Consider the following 15,029-nt stretch of genomic DNA (forward strand, 5'->3'; position numbering starts at 1 on the left):
CATGGACCTTCTCCATGCCGACCTCGCCAGCCTGCGCAGGGCCCTGGACTCGGGCATGGTCAGTGCCGTGGAACTCGCCCAGGACCATCTCGACGCCATTGCGGCAGACGCCAAGGCGAGCCCCAGCCTGGGCGCGGTCTTGGCCATGGACCCCGAGGTCACCGAGGCCCAGGCCAGGGCGGCCCAGGCGCGCATCGACCAAGGCGAGCGCAGCCCCCTGCTGGGCATTCCTGTGCTTCACAAAGATGTCTTTGTCACCACCGACTGGCCCACCACGGCAGCCTCAAAGATGCTCGAGGGCTATCGCAGCCCATTCGATGCAGAGGTGGTCACGCGCCTGGCCAAGGCGGGCATGGTCGGCCTGGGCAAGGCCAATTGCGATGAGTTCGCCATGGGTTCGGCCACCCAACACAGTGCCTACGGGCCTTGCAGAAATCCGTGGGACCGTGACCGCATCCCGGGCGGCTCATCCGGTGGCTCTGCGGCTGCAGTGGCCGCTGGCCTGGCCCCGGCGGCCACGGGCACCGACACTGGGGGCTCGGTGCGTCAGCCGGCGGCCATGTGTGGCATCACCGGCCTCAAGCCCACCTACGGTCGCATCTCACGCTGGGGCATGATCGCCTACGCCTCAAGCTTGGATCAGGCTGGCCCCATGGCGCACACCGCCTTGGACTGCGGCTGGATGCTCAACGCCATGGCGGGGTTCGATTCCAAAGACGCCACCAGCTTGGAGCGGCCCGCTGAAGACTTCACCCGGCTGGTGGGTGCGCTGGTGGCCGATGCGCCAGCAGCCCAGCCCCTTCAAGGCCTGCGGATCGGGCTGCCCACAGAATTTTTTGGAGCGGGGCTGCAGCCTGCCATTGGAAGTGCCATCGAGGCGGCTCTGGACGTGCTCAGGGGCCTTGGTGCCGTGACGGTGCCGGTGTCCCTGCCGCGCACCGAGCTCTCGATTCCCACGTATTACGTGATCGCACCGGCCGAGGCCTCGAGCAATTTGTCGCGCTTCGATGGCGTGCGGTACGGCCATCGTGCTGAGCATCCCAAGGACCTCGAAGACCTCTATCGACGAAGCCGCACCGAGGGTTTTGGGGATGAGGTGCAGCGACGCATTCTGGTGGGCACCTTCGTGCTCTCCCATGGCTACTACGATGCCTATTACCTTCAGGCCCAGCGGGTGCGACGGCTGATTGCCCAAGACTTCGACCAGGCCTTCGAAACCTGCGACCTCATTTTGGGCCCCGTCTCGCCCAAGCTGGCCTGGCGGATGGACGAAATGGACGCCCAAGACCCGCTCTCCGAATTTCTCGCCGACATCTACACCCTGGGTGCGAGCCTCGCCGGCCTGCCCGGCATGTCCCTGCCCTGTGGTTTCGGTGATGCCCAGGGCAGCAGCCTGCCGGTGGGCATGCAGCTCATCGGCCCGCGCTTTGAGGAGGCCCGGCTCATTGCCGTGGGAGATGCCTTCCAGCGGGCCACCGACTGGCACCTTCGGCATCCAGCAGCAGGAGCAGTGGCATGACCTGGGAAGTGGTGATTGGTCTGGAAACCCATGTGCAGTTAAAGACGCAGTCGAAAATTTTTTCGCCGGCGTCCACGGCCTTCGGGGCACAGCCCAACGCCCAGGCGCATCCCGTGGACCTTGCCCTGCCTGGGGTGCTGCCCGTGATGAACCGCGCAGCCGTCGCTGCTGCCATTCGATTCGGCCTGGCGGTCGAGGCCACGATTGCCCCTGTCTCCGTCTTTGCACGAAAGCATTATTTTTATCCAGACCTTCCCAAGGCTTATCAGATCAGCCAGTTCGAGATTCCGGTGGTCCAGGGGGGTGCGGTGCACATTGTTCTGCCAGATGGCACGACCCGTGCGATTGCGCTCACCCGTGCGCACCTGGAAGAGGACGCGGGCAAATCGATCCACGAGGGCTTTGAGGGCCTGCCCACGGGCTGCTCGGGCATCGACCTCAACCGGGCGGGCACACCCTTGCTCGAGATTGTCAGTGAGCCGGTGATGCGCTCGGCCGCCGAGGCCGCTGCCTATGCAAGGACCCTCCATGGGCTGGTGACCTGGATTGGCATTTGTGATGGCAACCTCCAGGAGGGCTCCTTCCGGGTCGATGCCAACGTGTCGGTGCGTCAGAAGGGCGACACCACCCTGGGCACCCGCTGCGAGATCAAGAACCTCAACTCATTTCGTTTCTTGGAGCGTGCCATCCAGGTGGAGGCCGCGCGGCAGGTGGCGCTCATCGAGGACGGTGGCACGGTGGTGCAGCAGACGCGGCTCTTTGACCCCGACCGGGATGAGACACGGGCCATGCGCTCGAAAGAAGATGCCCAGGACTACCGCTACTTCCCAGACCCCGACCTCCCGCCCTTGCACATTGCGAGCGCCTGGATCGATGCGGTGCGAGCCGAGATGCCCACCCTGCCTCAGGCCCTGCGCGACCAATGGGTGAGCAGCCTGGGCCTCTCTGAGGCCGATGCCGCCATGATGGCGGCCAGCCGAGCCACGGCCGACTTCTTCTCGGCGGGGCTGGCGGCCTGGCGGGCCCATGGGGGCGCCACGGCTGCACGCGCCAAGGCGCTGGCCAATTGGGTGATGGGTGAGGTGGCCACTGCGCTCAATCGTGAGGAGCGCGACATGTCACAGGCACCGATGACGGCAGACCAGCTCGTGGGCCTGCTGCTCCGGATCGAGGATGGCACGCTCTCCAACAAGATTGCCCGCGAGGTCTTCGCCGACCTGTGGTCGGGCGTTTTTGCCACGGCCGATGCAGCCATTGCAGCCAAGGGCCTGCAGCAAATTCAAGACACGGGCCTCATTGAAGGGCTGGTGGACACGGTACTGGCGGCCAACCCGAAGATGGTCGAGGAGTTCAAGGGCGGCAAGGACAAGGCCTTGAATGCCCTGGTGGGTCAGGTGATGAAGCAGTCGCAGGGCAAGGCCAACCCGCAGATGGTCACCGACCTCATGCGGGCTCGGATCGGTCTGCCCGGTCAATGATGGCGCGCAGCCGCCAGACCAGCCACAACCCCGGGAGCGCTGCAGCAAAGCTGCCCAGGAAGAAGGGCGGCCAGCCGTAATCGGTGGCCGCCACGCCTGCCACCGGCCCCACCCAGACCCGGCCAATGGAGGCGAGTGCGGACAAGAGCGCAAACTGAGTGGCGGTGAAGCGGATGTCGCACAAGGCCATGAGCAGGGCGACAAAGGCGGCCGTGCCCATGCCGCCAGCGAGGTTCTCCAGCAGGATCACCAGGGTCATGCTGGTCAGACTGGCTGGGTGAATCGAGAGCCACCAGAAGCCCAGGTTGGTGATGGCCTGGCCCATGCCGAAGATCAGCAACGCCCGCCACAGGCCGAGTCGAGCGAGCAGCCAGCCGCCCGCGAGTCCGCCCACGAGGGTGGCCAGAAGGCCCATGCCCTTGTTCACGGCACCCACCTCGGCCGCACTAAAGCCCATGCCACGAATCAAAAATGCCGTGGAGAGGCTGCCTGCAAAGGCATCGCCCAGCTTGTAGAGAATGATGCCGGCCAGCAGCCACCAGGCGCCGCCGCGTGAGAAAAACTCCCGAAAGGGCTCCACAACGGCATCCCGCAGGCTGGTCGGCGGCCGGGCCGTGCTGGGCTCCGGGGCGAACAAGGCCACCACGGCCATGAGCGCGCAGATGCCGGCCATGACGCGATACGTGCCCCCAAAGCCGAGGTAGAGGTCTGCGAGCATGAGGGCCAGTCCGCCGGAGGTGAGCATGGCCAGTCGGTAGCCAATGACCGACCATGCGGCCCCGAGGCCGCGGTCTTCGGGCTGCAGGGATTCCGCGCGCCAGGCATCAAAAACAATGTCGAAGCTCGCCGACAACACCACCAACAAGAAGGCCAGGCTGGCCAGTCGCCAGAGGCCCTCGGCCGACTGCACATCCTGGCTGGTCGACATGAGCAGAAGCACGCCGGCCATGCCCAACTGCAGGCTCACAAGCCAGCCCTTGCGACGACCTCGGGCGGCGCCGCCAAGTGAGAATCGGTCCATCAGTGGGGCCCAGCCGAACTTATAGGTGTAGGGCAGGCCCAAGACCGTGAGCCAGCCCAACGTCTTGAGGTCGACGCCTTCGACGGTCAGCCAGGCCTGCAGGGTGCCGCTCGAGAGGGCCAGTGGCAGGCCGCTGGCAAAGCCCATGATGAGGGTCATCATGAGCAGCGCACGCGTGGGCGGGCGGCGGGTTACTGGGTCCATCGGGGCTCGCGGATCCGGTATTGTTGATGTCGTTTGGAGGCACACATGACACGGAGTATGAAGCCAACCCTTCGATGGATGACCTTGGTCGTGGGCCTGGGCCTGCTGTCGGGCTGTGTCACCACGGGCGGGGGCTCGTCGCTGGCCGGGCCGGGTGACGGTGTGGCCGTGGGAGAGGCCTCACAGCTGCGCAAGCTGGTGCCAGCCGCACAACTGGAGCGATCGGCGGCGCAGCAGTTCGAGGCCATGAAGAAAAAAGCACAGGAGAAGAAAGCCCTCCTGCCGGCAAGCGACCCTTCCGTGGTGCGACTCAATCAAATTGCCCAGCGGCTCAAGCCCTTCGCAAACCAATGGAACCCAGATGCAGCCCGTTGGACCTGGGAGGTGGCCGTTTTTCAGAGCGACCAGATCAATGCCTTTTGCATGCCCGGGGGCAAGATTGGTTTCTACACGGGCATTCTGACCAAGCTCAAGCTCACCGATGATGAGGCGGCCATGGTCATGGGCCATGAGATGGCCCATGCGCTTCGGGAGCACAGCCGCGACCGCCTGGCCAAGGCACAGCTCACCGACATGGGCGCCAGTGTGCTGTCGGCCATGCTTGGATTTGGTGAGGCTGGCCGTCAGGCCATGGGCTTTGGCACGCAGCTCATTGGCATGAAGTTCTCGCGGGACGACGAGACCGATGCAGACCTGGTGGGCCTGGACATTGCGGCCCGGGCTGGCTACGACCCTCGGACGGCCATCTCGCTGTGGCGCAAGATGCAGGCGGCCAACAAGGGCGCGCCACCCGAGTGGTTCTCGACCCACCCCGCGGGCAGCACCCGGATCGATGACATTTCCCGAAACCTGCCGAGGGTCTTGCCGCTCTATGCCAAGGCCATGGGTAAAACCTTGGACAGCCTTCCGCCCGATCCCAGCCTACGGTGAGGGCAGGTCGTAGTCGACCACCAGGGGCGCATGGTCGGAGAAGCGTGCATCGGTGAAGACCCAGGCCGCCTTGGCGCGGGCGGCCAGGCCCGGCGAGGCTACCTGGTAGTCGATTCGCCAGCCCACGTTCTTTGCCCGGGCCTGCCCCCGGTTGGACCACCAGGTGTAGCCCTCTCCTGTGGCCTCGGGATGCAGGTGCCGATAGACGTCCACCCAGCCCATCGGGCCAAACACGTCGGATAGCCAGGCTCGCTCCTCTGGCAAGAAGCCGGAGTTCTTGAGGTTGCCCTTCCAGTTTTTAAGATCACGCTCGGTGTGGGCAATGTTCCAGTCGCCGCAGATGAGGTATTCGCGGCCACTGGTGCGGTGGTCGTCCATCCAGGCGGCCATGATGGGCGCGAAGGCCTTCATGAAACGGAACTTGGAGGCCTGACGATCCTCGCTGGCCGAGCCCGATGGCGCATACAGGCTCACGACTGTGAGGCCAGGCCAATGGGCCGCAAGCAGTCGGCCCTCGTCGTCGAACTCCGTCACGCCGAAGCCCACCTGCAGGGATGCCCCGGCCGGGCCGTAGAGGCCCACGCCGGAGTAACCCTTCTTCTGTGCACAGGCGAACTGTCCTTGAAGGCCGGTGGCCAGGCACTGGTGCTGGGGCTGGAGGTCGTCGTGCTGGGCCTTGAGCTCCTGCAGGCAGACCAAGTCGGGCGCCTGCTGGGCCAGCCAGTCGAGGGCACCCTTGTCGGTCGCAGAACGGATGCCGTTGGCATTGAGACTGATCACACGCATGTTGTGTATTCTCGCCGAACATGAGCAGCACAGCCGACAGCATTCAACAACGGTTTCTGCGGTTTGCCCTGGCCCAGGGCGTGCTGCGGTTTGGCACCTTCACGACCAAGGCTGGTCGCGCCTCACCTTACTTCTTCAACGCGGGCCTTTTTCATCATGGCGCTGCCCTGGCGGCCTTGGCCGACTTCTATGCCGAGGCCTTTCTCTTGGCCCAGGCCGAGGGCCGTCTACAGGCCGACCGGCTCTTCGGGCCGGCCTACAAGGGCATCACGCTGGCCTCGAGCATGGCCATGGCCCTGGCGGCACGGGGCCACGACATCGGCTTTGCCTTCAACCGCAAGGAGGCCAAGGACCACGGCGAGGGAGGCCTGCTGGTGGGTGCAGACCTTCGAGGTCATCGGGTGCTGATCATCGATGATGTGATCTCTGCGGGCACTTCCGTGGGTGAGTCGGTTCGTTTGTTGAGTGATGCAGGGGCCACGCCGGCGGGGGTGCTGATTGCGCTAGACCGTATGGAGCGCGGCGGCACGGCCGACCAACCCACGGCGCGGTCTGCCGTGCAAGAGGTCGCCCACCAGCATGGCCTGCCGGTTGTGGCGATTGCGAATCTGTCGGACCTGCTGGCCCTACTCGCCGCCAGTGATGCGCCCGAACTCGCAGCCCATCGGGCAGCTGTGGAGGCGTATCGGGCACGCTGGGGCGTGGCCTAGCCTCCTGGCCCTCAGTCATTCCACCGTCACGCTCTTGGCGAGGTTGCGGGGCTTGTCGACATCATGGCCTCGGGCCAAGGCCACGTGATAGGCGAGCAACTGCAGGGGCACGACATGCAGAATGGGCGACAGCAGGCCGGCATGGTCGCCCAAGGTGATCACCGAGACGCCGTCGGAGGGCTGCATGCCCGCATGCTGGTCTGCCACCACATAGAGTCGTCCGCCGCGGGCCCGCACCTCTTCCAGGTTGCTCTTGAGCTTCTCCAAGAGCTGGTCGTTTGGGGCCACGGCCACCACTGGCATGTCGGCATCCACCAGGGCCAAGGGACCATGCTTGAGTTCCCCGGCTGCGTAGGCCTCTGCGTGGATGTAACTGATCTCTTTGAGCTTGAGTGCACCCTCCATGGCAATGGGGGCATGGATGCCGCGTCCGAGAAACAGCGCATGCGACTTGTTCGTAAATTCGAGGGCCCAGGCCTTGAACTGGTCTTCTGCAGAGAGCACTGCGGCCAGTGCCGCCGGAAGGTGCCGCAGGGCGGTCAGGTGCTGGGCCTCGTCGTCTGCGGTCAGTCGGCCCTGCGCCTTGGCCAGGCAGAGCGTGAGCAGAAACAGTGCAGCCAGTTGCGTGGTGAAGGCCTTGGTGGAGGCCACACCAATCTCAGGGCCTGCACGCGTGAGGAATCGAAGTTTGGCCGCACGAATCAGAGAAGACTCCGGCACGTTGCAGATCGCCAGTGTGTCCGTGAGCCCCTGGGCCTGGGCGTGGGCCAGGGCCGCCAGGGTGTCGGCGGTCTCGCCGGATTGAGAGATGGTGATCACCAGGGTGTTGGGCTGGGCCACGCTGTCGCGGTAGCGGTACTCGCTGGCGATCTCCACCGTGCAGGGCAGGCGCGCCACCGACTCTAGCCAGTATCGGGCCACCAGGCCCGCGTGCAGGCTGGTGCCACAGGCCAGAATCAGCACATGGCGGCATTGCGCAAACACGGTGTCGGCCTGGCTGCCAAAGAGCGCGGGTGAGAGGCTTGTGGCCCCGGTGACCATCTCCAGGGTGGCGGCGACCGCACCCGGCTGCTCGGCCATTTCCTTTTGCATGTAGTGCTGATACGGCCCCAGGCTGACATCGTCGAGGCTGAGGCTCGACTGCACCACGGGGCGTGTCACCGGTTGGCCGTCTCGGTCTTCCACCTGATAAGACACCTGGCCAGCGGGGGTGGGTCGATGAAAGGCCACGAGGTCGCCGTCTTCGAGGTAGACCAAGGACTGGGTGACCTGCAGGAGGGCAGAGGCATCGGATGCGATGTAGGCCCCGTCTGGCTGCCGGCCCACGCCAATGAGCAATGGGGCGCCCAGCCGGGTGGCCACCAGGCGGCCGGGGTCTTGGCTGCTGATGGCCGCCAGGGCATAGGCGCCCTTGAGCCGCTGGCAGACGGCCCGCAGGGCCGCGGCCAGGTCGTTGGACTGGCGCCGGGCCTGGTGCAGCAGGTGCACCACCACCTCGGTGTCTGTTTGGGACTCAAAGGTGTAGCCGGCCGATTCGAGTTCGGCCCGAAGGCCCTGGTGGTTCTCGATGATGCCGTTGTGAACCAGGCAGATCTCGAGCCCGTGGCCGCTGGAGAGGTGGGGGTGGGCGTTGTCCTGTGTGACCGCCCCGTGGGTGGCCCAGCGGGTGTGGGCAATGCCGATGTCTGCCGAGAGGCCCTTGGCCGCGGCGGCGAGCTCTGCCACCCGGCCGACCGCGCGAACGCGCGAGACCTTGCCGCCCTCGAGCAGTGCGAGCCCTGCGGAGTCATAGCCCCTGTATTCGAGTTGGCGAAGACCTTCGATCAGGAAGGGCGTGATGTTCTGGGCGGCGACGGCGCCGACAATGCCACACATCTGGTGATTCTCTCCGGTGGTGAGGGGCTGCTGGTGAGGAGCGTCAGGCCCTCATGCTAATGCGATTTCTTCTGGGGCCGCTTCCACTTGGGAATCGAGGCCTGCCTGGCCCGGGACAGGGTGAGCTGGTGGGCTGGTGCATCGCTGGTGAGCGTGGTGCCGGCCGCCAGGGTGGCTCCTTCGTGCACGACCACGGGCGCCACCAGCTGGGTGTCAGAGCCAATGAAGACATCGTCTTCAATGATGGTGCGATGCTTCTCGGCGCCATCGTAGTTGCACGTGATGGTGCCCGCGCCAATGTTCACGCGGGCCCCGACCGTGCTGTCGCCCACATAAGACAGGTGATTGGCCTTGCTGTAGGGCCCGATCTGGCTGTTCTTCACTTCGGTGAAGTTGCCAATGTGGCAGCCCTCGGCCAGGCGTGTGCCGGGCCGCAGCCGGGCGAAAGGCCCCACCACTGCCTCACGGCCCAGGGCCGCTCCATCGAGATGGCTAAAGGCCTCCACCCGCGCGCCAGGCCCCACCTCGACATCTCGCAGCACCACGTAGGCGCCGATCTGTGCGCCAGCCCGCAGGACCACGGTGCCCTCAAAGACACAGCCAATGTCGATTCGCACCCCCGGCTCACAGTGCAGGCTTCCTCGCACATCAAACCGTGATGGGTCTGCAATGTCGATGCCTGCCAAGAGCCAGTCTTCGGCCAGGCGTCGCTGGTGGCGTCGCTCCAGGTCTGCCCGCTGCACAAGGTTGTTCACCCCCAGAAAGGCGTCCGGGTCCTGGCAGGGCAGGCCCACCACCCGTCGGCCTTCAGCGACTGCCATGCCAATGACGTCGGTGAGGTAGTACTCGGCCTGTGCATTCTTGTTGTCGAGGCCATGAACCCAACGGCCAAGCTCGGCGGTGGGGGCGACCAGCACCCCGGTGTTGATCTCCCGAATCTGGCGCACCTCCGGTGTGGCGTCGCGCTCTTCCACCGAGCCCGAGACCTGGCCTTGGCTGTTTCGAAGGATGCGGCCGTAGCCCGTGGGGTCGCTCACCACGGCCGTGAGCAGTGCGATCTGGTCCTCGGCCTGGGCCGCAGCCACCAATGCCTTGAGCACATCGGCCCGCATCAGGGGTACGTCGCCATAAAGGACCATGGTCAGGCCAGACGAGGGATCGATGCTGGGCCATGCGGCCGCCACAGCATGGCCCGTGCCCTGCGGGGGGTCTTGCAAGGCAAAGCACAACTGGTCGGCCTGCAGGGGGAGGTCGAAGCCCGCCACGGCCGTGCGCACCTGTTCGGCACCATGGCCCACCACAATGGTCAGGCGCGCCGCACCGGCGGCCAGGGCCGTGCGACAGACATGCTCCAGCATGGGCCGCCCACCAATCGGGTGCAACACCTTGGGCAGGCTCGAATGCATGCGCTTGCCCTGCCCCGCGGCGAGAATCACCACATTCAACGTGCACCTCCTCGAGGGATCAGTGAGCCAACGACCATGCCCACTGCACTCATCAGCAGGCCGATGAGCTGGGGCTCCACCAGCAATTCTGCACCCGAGAACTCCAGCAGCAGCCAGGTGCCCAAGCCCATGGAGATGGACAGCGTGGCCCCGAGGTTGTTGGCCCGTTTCCAGAAGAGGCCGGCCGCCAAGGGCACGAATGCACCAGCCAGCGTGATGCGGTAGGCGTTCTCCACCATGCTGTGAATGCTCTCATCGGTGAGCAGGGCGTAGGCCGTCACCAGGAGGGTGAAGACAAAGACCGTGATGCGCGTGGTGAGCAGCAGCTGACGATCGGTCATGTTGGGCACGGCACCCTTGATGACATTTTCTGCAAAGGTGACGGACGGTGCGAGCAAGGTGCCCGAGGCCGTGCTCATGATCACCGAGAGCAGGGCGCCGAAGAAGACCACCTGCACCCAGAAGGGCATGTGCTGGGCCACCAGGGTTGGCAGCACCAGTTGAGAGTCGTCGGCCATGAGCCGCGCGGTGGTCTCTGGGTCGATGAGGGTTGCCGCGTAGGCCAGAAAGAGTGGGATGGCAGCAAAGAAGAAGTAGGCCACGCCGCCCAGGGTGGTCGCCCAGACGGCCACACGCTCAGACTTCGAGGCATTGACCCGTTGGAAGACATCCTGCTGAGGAATGGAGCCCAAGGCCATGGTGAGCAGGGCCGCGATCCAGCCCAGCATGTCCAGCATGTCGAGGCTGGGCAGCCATTCAAACTTTCCTTCGGCCGCCGCCTTGCTGATCACCGTGGACATGCCACCGGCCATCTCACCGGCCATGCTCGTCACGATGAGCAGGCCCACCACAATCACAATCATCTGAACAAATGTGGTGGCTGCCACCGACCACATGCCACCAAAGAGCGTGTAGACCAGCACCACGGCCGCGCCGATGAGCATGCCCTGGTTCATGGAGATGAGGTCGTTCGAGAGCACGCTGAAGACCAGTCCCAGGGCCGTGATCTGGGCCGAGACCCAGCCCAGGTAGGAGACCACGATGCACAGGGAAATGATGAGTTCCGTCTGCCGGTTGTAGCGCACCCGGAAGAAGTCGCCCAGGGTCATGAGCTTCATTCGATACAGCGGCAGGGCAAAGACCAGGCCAAAGAGCACCAGGCAGATCGAGGCCCCGAGGGGGTCGGAGATCAGCCCCCGGAAGCCTTCTTCCAGAAATGTGGCCGAGACGCCCAGCACGGTCTCTGCGCCAAACCAGGTGGCAAAGACCATGGCGAGCACCACCGGCATGGGCAGGTTGCGGCCCGCGGTGATGTAGTCGCTCGCGCTGTGCACCTGCCTGGCGGCCACCAGACCAATTGCAATGGAGACCAGTAAGTAGAGGCCAACGAGTGTCAAGAGCATGGTGAAGGATCCTCCTTGCTGGGTGAGGGTTGATTTAGGTGGGTAGTCATGCGGTGGGCGGCCAGATCGATGGGACGACCAGCACCAGCAGGCTGATGGCCAAGATCAGCACCAGGGCCTGCAGCCAACGCCGGGTCTGGCGGGTTTCCTGCAAGAGTCGTTCGAACTGTTCCGCCGAGGCATCTGTCTTGGGCTGACTGGCCACGGTGAGCGCCGCATGGGCGAGCCGCGGCAGTTGTGGCAGGAGCTGCGCCCAGCGGCCCGCCTCGAGCAGGGTGTTCTGTTTAAGGGCTTCCAGGCCAATCTGCTCCTTCATCCAACGCTCCAGAAAGGGCTTGGCGGTGACCCAGAGGTCGAGGTCTGGGTCGAGCTGTCGGCCCAGCCCCTCAATGTTGAGCAGGGTCTTCTGGAGCAGCACCAGCTGCGGCTGAATTTCCACATTGAATCGTCGAGATGCTTGAAAGAGTCGCAGGAGCACCTGGCCCAGGGAAATCTCTTTGAGCGGCCGGTCGAAGAAGGGTTCACAGACAGCCCGCACCGACGCCTCAAGCGCCTCGACCCGGGTATTTGCAGGGGCCCAGCCCGACTCCACGTGCAGTTCCGCCACTCGGCGGTAGTCGCGCCGGAAGAAGGCCAGGAAATTCTGGGCCAGGTAGTTCTTGTCGAAGGCGGACAGGGTGCCCACGATGCCGAAATCCAGGGCAATGTAGTGGCCGAAGTGGGGGCCACGGTCGGCCACCAGGATGTTGCCCGGGTGCATGTCGGCATGGAAGTAGCCGTCTCGAAAGACCTGGGTGAAGAAGATCTCCACGCCTTCGCGTGAGAGCTGTTTGAGGTCGATGCCAGCGTCTCGCAGCCGTTGCATGCGGTTGATGGGAATGCCGTAGACCCGCTCCATCACAATGACATCCGGGCGGCAGAGGTCCCAGATCATCTCGGGGATCAGCAGCAGGCTCGAGCCTGAGAAGTTGCGACGCAACTGGGCGGCATTGGCGGCCTCCCGAACCAGGTCGAGCTCGTCGTGCAGGTAGTGGTCGAACTCATCGACCACCTCGCGTGGCTTGAGCCGACGGCCATCGGAGGAGAACCGCTCCACCAGTTGGGCAAAGAGCCTCAGCAGGGCGAGGTCCTTGTCGATGATGTGGGCCATGCCGGGTCGCAGCACCTTGACGGCCACCTCTCGGCCGCCCTTGAGCCGGGCGAAGTGCACCTGCGCAATCGAGGCACTGGCCACCGGTGTGGACTCAAAGGATTCAAAGAGGTCGTTGATGGACTGGCCAAAGGCCGCCTCGATCGTGGCGATGGCGAGCTGGGAGTCGAAGGGGGGCACCTGGTCCTGGAGCAGTGCGAGTTCATCCGCAATGTCGGGTGCGAGCAGGTCGCGACGCGTCGAGAGGACCTGACCGAATTTGACGAAGATCGGGCCCAGGCTCTCCAGGGCCTCACGGATGCGACTGCCGCGGCTCTTGTCGAACCGCCGGCCAAATCGCAGCACGGCCAGCAGAATGCTCAGCAGCCGAGAATCAAGCCCACGCTGGGCACCATCGACGGCAAGCTGATCGAGTCCGTGGCGCCAGACCACCAGCAGGATGGTGAGCATCCGAAGCAAGGAGGTCATGGCGTGGGCCGCCCCAGATCTTGGAAAGGAAAGAGGCTGCGGTCGAGCAGGTGCGAGGGCACCACGCGGCCCAGGGCCTGGAACATGGATTCAATGCGGCCGGGGTGTTGGCGCTGCCAGTCCTGCAGCATGCGTTTGATCTGTTGGCGCTGAAGGTTCTCTTGCGAGCCGCAGAGGTCGCAGGGAATGATGGGAAAGCCGCGGGCCTGCGCCCAGGCCTCGAGGTCTTGCTCCTCCACATAGGCCAGGGGGCGAATGACAGTGTGGCGCCCGTCGTCGGAGCGCAGCTTCGGTGGCATGGTCTTGAGGGTGCCGCCAAAGAACAGGTTGAGAAAGAAGGTCTCCAGGATGTCATCCCGGTGGTGGCCCAGGGCAATCTTGGTGGCCCCGAGTTCATCGGCCACCCGATACAGCACGCCTCGGCGAAGCCGCGAGCAGAGCGAGCACATGGTCTGGCCTTCGGGAATCACGCGCTTGACAATGCTGTGGGTGTCCTGGCTCTCGATGTGAAAGGGCACGCCCAATGCCTGCAGGTAATTGGGCAGGACATCGGTTGGGAAACCAGGATGGCCCTGGTCGAGGTTGACGGCGACCAGTTCAAAGTCGATGGGTGCACGGGCCCGCAGCGACATGAGAATGTCGAGCAGCCCGTAGCTGTCCTTTCCACCGGAGAGGCAGACCATGACCTTGTCGCCAGCCTCGATCATTTGAAAGTCGGCGATGGCCTCGCCCACAAGGCGGTGCAGGCGTTTGGACCGCTTGTTGTGCTCGGTCTCCGCGCGGCGGCCGTCCTGCGGCAGGGTTTCGAGCAGGCGGGCTACGGAGACGGTTGCCATGCAAAGACCTCAATGCCGACGGTGTCGCAGTCGGGGTAGACATCTGGCTTCTCGGTGCTGACCTTGACGGCCCGCACCTGGGCCTGCGAAAGGCACAAGGCCACGATGCGATCGAGCAGTGTTTCTTGCAGGTTGTAGTGCTGCTCGGCCGCGACCTCGAGCACGCCCATGCGGATGAAGTCGTAATCGAGCACATCATCGACGGCATCGCTCTGCGAGGTCGATTGGGCGATGGGCACGAAGAGTTCCACGTTCATGCGCAGCCGTTGCGCCTGCTGCCGCTCATGCGCATGAAAGCCAATGGAGGCCTGAACGCAAAGGCCGTTGAGAAAAATTCGACGGCAGTCGGCCAGTCGTGGGTCGAGCAGCATGGTCATCGGGTGGTGAACATGACGTCACGGGCCGAGGGGCTCAGGTGCTGGCCACCATCGACCAGCACCGTGGTGCCGGTCACAGCCCGGGCCTGTGCCAGCCAGGCCACCGCCTCGGCCACCTCCTGTGCGGTGCTCGACTGGCCCAAGGGCGTCTTCTGGTGGGCCCGCTCGAACTCAGCCCGTGTCTGGTCTGCCGAGGGCAGGCTGATGCCGGGAGACACCCCCAAGACCCGCAGCGCTGGGGCCAGGGCCTGGGCCATCAGGCGCGTGGCGTGCTCCAGGGCCGCCTTGGAGACCGTGTAGCTAAAGAAGTCAGGATTCGGATTGACCAGCTTTTGGTCGAGCAGGTTGATGACCGCGGCCATGGGCATGACGCCATGGGCCTGTTTGGCCGCGCGGCCGCAGGCGCGATGCAATGCCTGGGTGAGTCGAATCGGCGCCATGAGGTTGGTGGTCAGGTGCCGAGACAGGCTGGCGGGGGTGGCGGTGTTGGCGAGGTCGAACTCAAAACGTGCCGCATTGTTGACCAACAGGCCCACGGCACCCAGCTGTGTCTCCAGGTCGTTCCACCAGGCATCCAGTGCGGCGTCATCCCCGAGGGTGTCCAGGTCGAGTGCCACGGCGGTGGCCGCACCGCCTGAATCGGTAATCTGGCGCGCCAGGGCCTGTGCCTCGGTGGCCGATGCCCGATGTCCAATGGCCAACTGCCAGCCGTCCTCGGCCAGCCGCAGCGCGATGGCCTGGCCGAGTCGTTTGGCCCCGCCGGTGACCAAGGCCACTGGGCGCGTTCTGGAAAGGGGCTTGGAGGGTCGATCGGGCATCTCGCAAGT

13 protein-coding genes are annotated in these 15,029 nt (G+C 64.9%); 4 read left to right on the forward strand and 9 right to left on the reverse strand.

Annotated features, from left to right (window positions below):
* The first annotated feature begins 1 nt into the window (after nt 1).
* Together gatA and gatB are read left to right on the forward strand one after the other, a co-directional pair.
* The gene (gene gatA, locus AC8GDA_RS00215) at nt 2-1,519 is read left to right on the forward strand and encodes an Asp-tRNA(Asn)/Glu-tRNA(Gln) amidotransferase subunit GatA (protein ID WP_506556322.1); all 1,518 of its coding nucleotides are present in this window, start codon (nt 2-4) and stop codon (nt 1,517-1,519) included.
* A complete protein-coding gene (gene gatB / locus AC8GDA_RS00220) occupies nt 1,516-2,997 on the forward strand; it encodes an Asp-tRNA(Asn)/Glu-tRNA(Gln) amidotransferase subunit GatB (RefSeq protein ID WP_506556323.1) in 1,482 nt (493 codons plus the stop codon). The genes gatA and gatB overlap by 4 nt, the downstream gene beginning before the upstream one ends.
* On the opposite strand, the gene AC8GDA_RS00225 is transcribed toward gatB, so the two are convergent.
* Nucleotides 2,963-4,222: an AmpG family muropeptide MFS transporter gene (locus tag AC8GDA_RS00225; protein WP_506556324.1), complete on the reverse strand. Its 1,260-nt coding sequence runs from the start codon at nt 4,220-4,222 to the stop codon at nt 2,963-2,965. The two genes, gatB and AC8GDA_RS00225, sit on opposite strands and share 35 nt — an antisense overlap.
* Before the next feature lie 45 nt (nt 4,223-4,267).
* Between AC8GDA_RS00225 and AC8GDA_RS00230 the strand changes: the two genes are divergently transcribed.
* Nucleotides 4,268-5,152 (forward strand): M48 family metallopeptidase, encoded by an 885-nt coding sequence (locus AC8GDA_RS00230; RefSeq protein ID WP_506556325.1) that lies wholly within the window; start codon nt 4,268-4,270, stop codon nt 5,150-5,152.
* On the opposite strand, the gene AC8GDA_RS00235 is transcribed toward AC8GDA_RS00230, so the two are convergent.
* Complete coding sequence (locus tag AC8GDA_RS00235) at nt 5,144-5,938, reverse strand: exodeoxyribonuclease III (protein WP_506556326.1); 795 nt, start codon at nt 5,936-5,938, stop codon at nt 5,144-5,146. The genes AC8GDA_RS00230 and AC8GDA_RS00235 overlap by 9 nt on opposite strands.
* Nucleotides 5,939-5,958: 20 nt before the next feature.
* On the opposite strand from AC8GDA_RS00235, the gene pyrE reads away from it, so the two are divergent.
* Entirely contained in the window at nt 5,959-6,648 is a 690-nt protein-coding gene (gene pyrE, locus AC8GDA_RS00240) for an orotate phosphoribosyltransferase (protein WP_506556327.1), read from the forward strand.
* 15 nt (nt 6,649-6,663) lie between these two features.
* Here the strand turns inward: pyrE and glmS are convergent, their stop codons facing one another.
* The 7 genes from glmS to AC8GDA_RS00275 are packed head-to-tail and all read right to left on the reverse strand — an operon-like array spanning nt 6,664 to nt 15,020.
* The gene (glmS, locus tag AC8GDA_RS00245) at nt 6,664-8,523 is read right to left on the reverse strand and encodes a glutamine--fructose-6-phosphate transaminase (isomerizing) (RefSeq protein WP_506556328.1); all 1,860 of its coding nucleotides are present in this window, start codon (nt 8,521-8,523) and stop codon (nt 6,664-6,666) included.
* Nucleotides 8,524-8,579: 56 nt separating this feature from the next.
* Nucleotides 8,580-9,968, reverse strand: coding sequence for a bifunctional UDP-N-acetylglucosamine diphosphorylase/glucosamine-1-phosphate N-acetyltransferase GlmU (gene glmU, locus AC8GDA_RS00250; protein WP_506556329.1), 1,389 nt, complete (start codon nt 9,966-9,968; stop codon nt 8,580-8,582).
* Nucleotides 9,965-11,371, reverse strand: coding sequence for a high affinity choline transporter 1 (locus AC8GDA_RS00255; protein ID WP_506556330.1), 1,407 nt, complete (start codon nt 11,369-11,371; stop codon nt 9,965-9,967). Before AC8GDA_RS00255 ends, glmU begins: the two co-directional genes overlap by 4 nt.
* A gap of 46 nt (nt 11,372-11,417) precedes the next feature.
* Nucleotides 11,418-12,989: a ubiquinone biosynthesis regulatory protein kinase UbiB gene (ubiB, locus tag AC8GDA_RS00260; protein ID WP_506556331.1), complete on the reverse strand. Its 1,572-nt coding sequence runs from the start codon at nt 12,987-12,989 to the stop codon at nt 11,418-11,420.
* Nucleotides 12,986-13,825 (reverse strand): tRNA 2-thiocytidine(32) synthetase TtcA, encoded by an 840-nt coding sequence (ttcA, locus tag AC8GDA_RS00265; RefSeq protein ID WP_506556332.1) that lies wholly within the window; start codon nt 13,823-13,825, stop codon nt 12,986-12,988. The genes ubiB and ttcA overlap by 4 nt, the downstream gene beginning before the upstream one ends.
* On the reverse strand, nt 13,807-14,202 hold the full coding sequence (locus AC8GDA_RS00270; protein ID WP_506556333.1) for a dihydroneopterin aldolase: 396 nt from the start codon (nt 14,200-14,202) through the stop codon (nt 13,807-13,809). The genes ttcA and AC8GDA_RS00270 overlap by 19 nt, the downstream gene beginning before the upstream one ends.
* Entirely contained in the window at nt 14,199-15,020 is an 822-nt protein-coding gene (locus tag AC8GDA_RS00275) for an SDR family oxidoreductase (protein ID WP_506556334.1), read from the reverse strand. The genes AC8GDA_RS00270 and AC8GDA_RS00275 overlap by 4 nt, the downstream gene beginning before the upstream one ends.
* Nucleotides 15,021-15,029 lie beyond the last annotated feature (9 nt).

Source organism: Hahnella aquatica (SeqCode) (assembly GCF_965194505.1).
GTDB lineage: Bacteria > Pseudomonadota > Gammaproteobacteria > Burkholderiales > Burkholderiaceae_A > Hahnella > Hahnella aquatica.

What these genes read in the sequence shown, in the direction of transcription:
- gatA (WP_506556322.1), top strand. Translation starts at nt 2, where the DNA reads ATGGACCTTCTCCATGCCGACCTCGCCAGCCTGCGCAGGGCCCTGGAC.
- gatB (WP_506556323.1), top strand. Translation starts at nt 1,516, where the DNA reads ATGACCTGGGAAGTGGTGATTGGTCTGGAAACCCATGTGCAGTTAAAG.
- AC8GDA_RS00225 (WP_506556324.1), bottom strand. Translation starts at nt 4,222, where the DNA reads ATGGACCCAGTAACCCGCCGCCCGCCCACGCGTGCGCTGCTCATGATG.
- AC8GDA_RS00230 (WP_506556325.1), top strand. Translation starts at nt 4,268, where the DNA reads ATGACACGGAGTATGAAGCCAACCCTTCGATGGATGACCTTGGTCGTG.
- AC8GDA_RS00235 (WP_506556326.1), bottom strand. Translation starts at nt 5,938, where the DNA reads ATGCGTGTGATCAGTCTCAATGCCAACGGCATCCGTTCTGCGACCGAC.
- pyrE (WP_506556327.1), top strand. Translation starts at nt 5,959, where the DNA reads ATGAGCAGCACAGCCGACAGCATTCAACAACGGTTTCTGCGGTTTGCC.
- glmS (WP_506556328.1), bottom strand. Translation starts at nt 8,523, where the DNA reads ATGTGTGGCATTGTCGGCGCCGTCGCCGCCCAGAACATCACGCCCTTC.
- AC8GDA_RS00255 (WP_506556330.1), bottom strand. Translation starts at nt 11,371, where the DNA reads ATGCTCTTGACACTCGTTGGCCTCTACTTACTGGTCTCCATTGCAATT.
- ubiB (WP_506556331.1), bottom strand. Translation starts at nt 12,989, where the DNA reads ATGACCTCCTTGCTTCGGATGCTCACCATCCTGCTGGTGGTCTGGCGC.
- ttcA (WP_506556332.1), bottom strand. Translation starts at nt 13,825, where the DNA reads ATGGCAACCGTCTCCGTAGCCCGCCTGCTCGAAACCCTGCCGCAGGAC.
- AC8GDA_RS00270 (WP_506556333.1), bottom strand. Translation starts at nt 14,202, where the DNA reads ATGACCATGCTGCTCGACCCACGACTGGCCGACTGCCGTCGAATTTTT.
- AC8GDA_RS00275 (WP_506556334.1), bottom strand. Translation starts at nt 15,020, where the DNA reads ATGCCCGATCGACCCTCCAAGCCCCTTTCCAGAACGCGCCCAGTGGCC.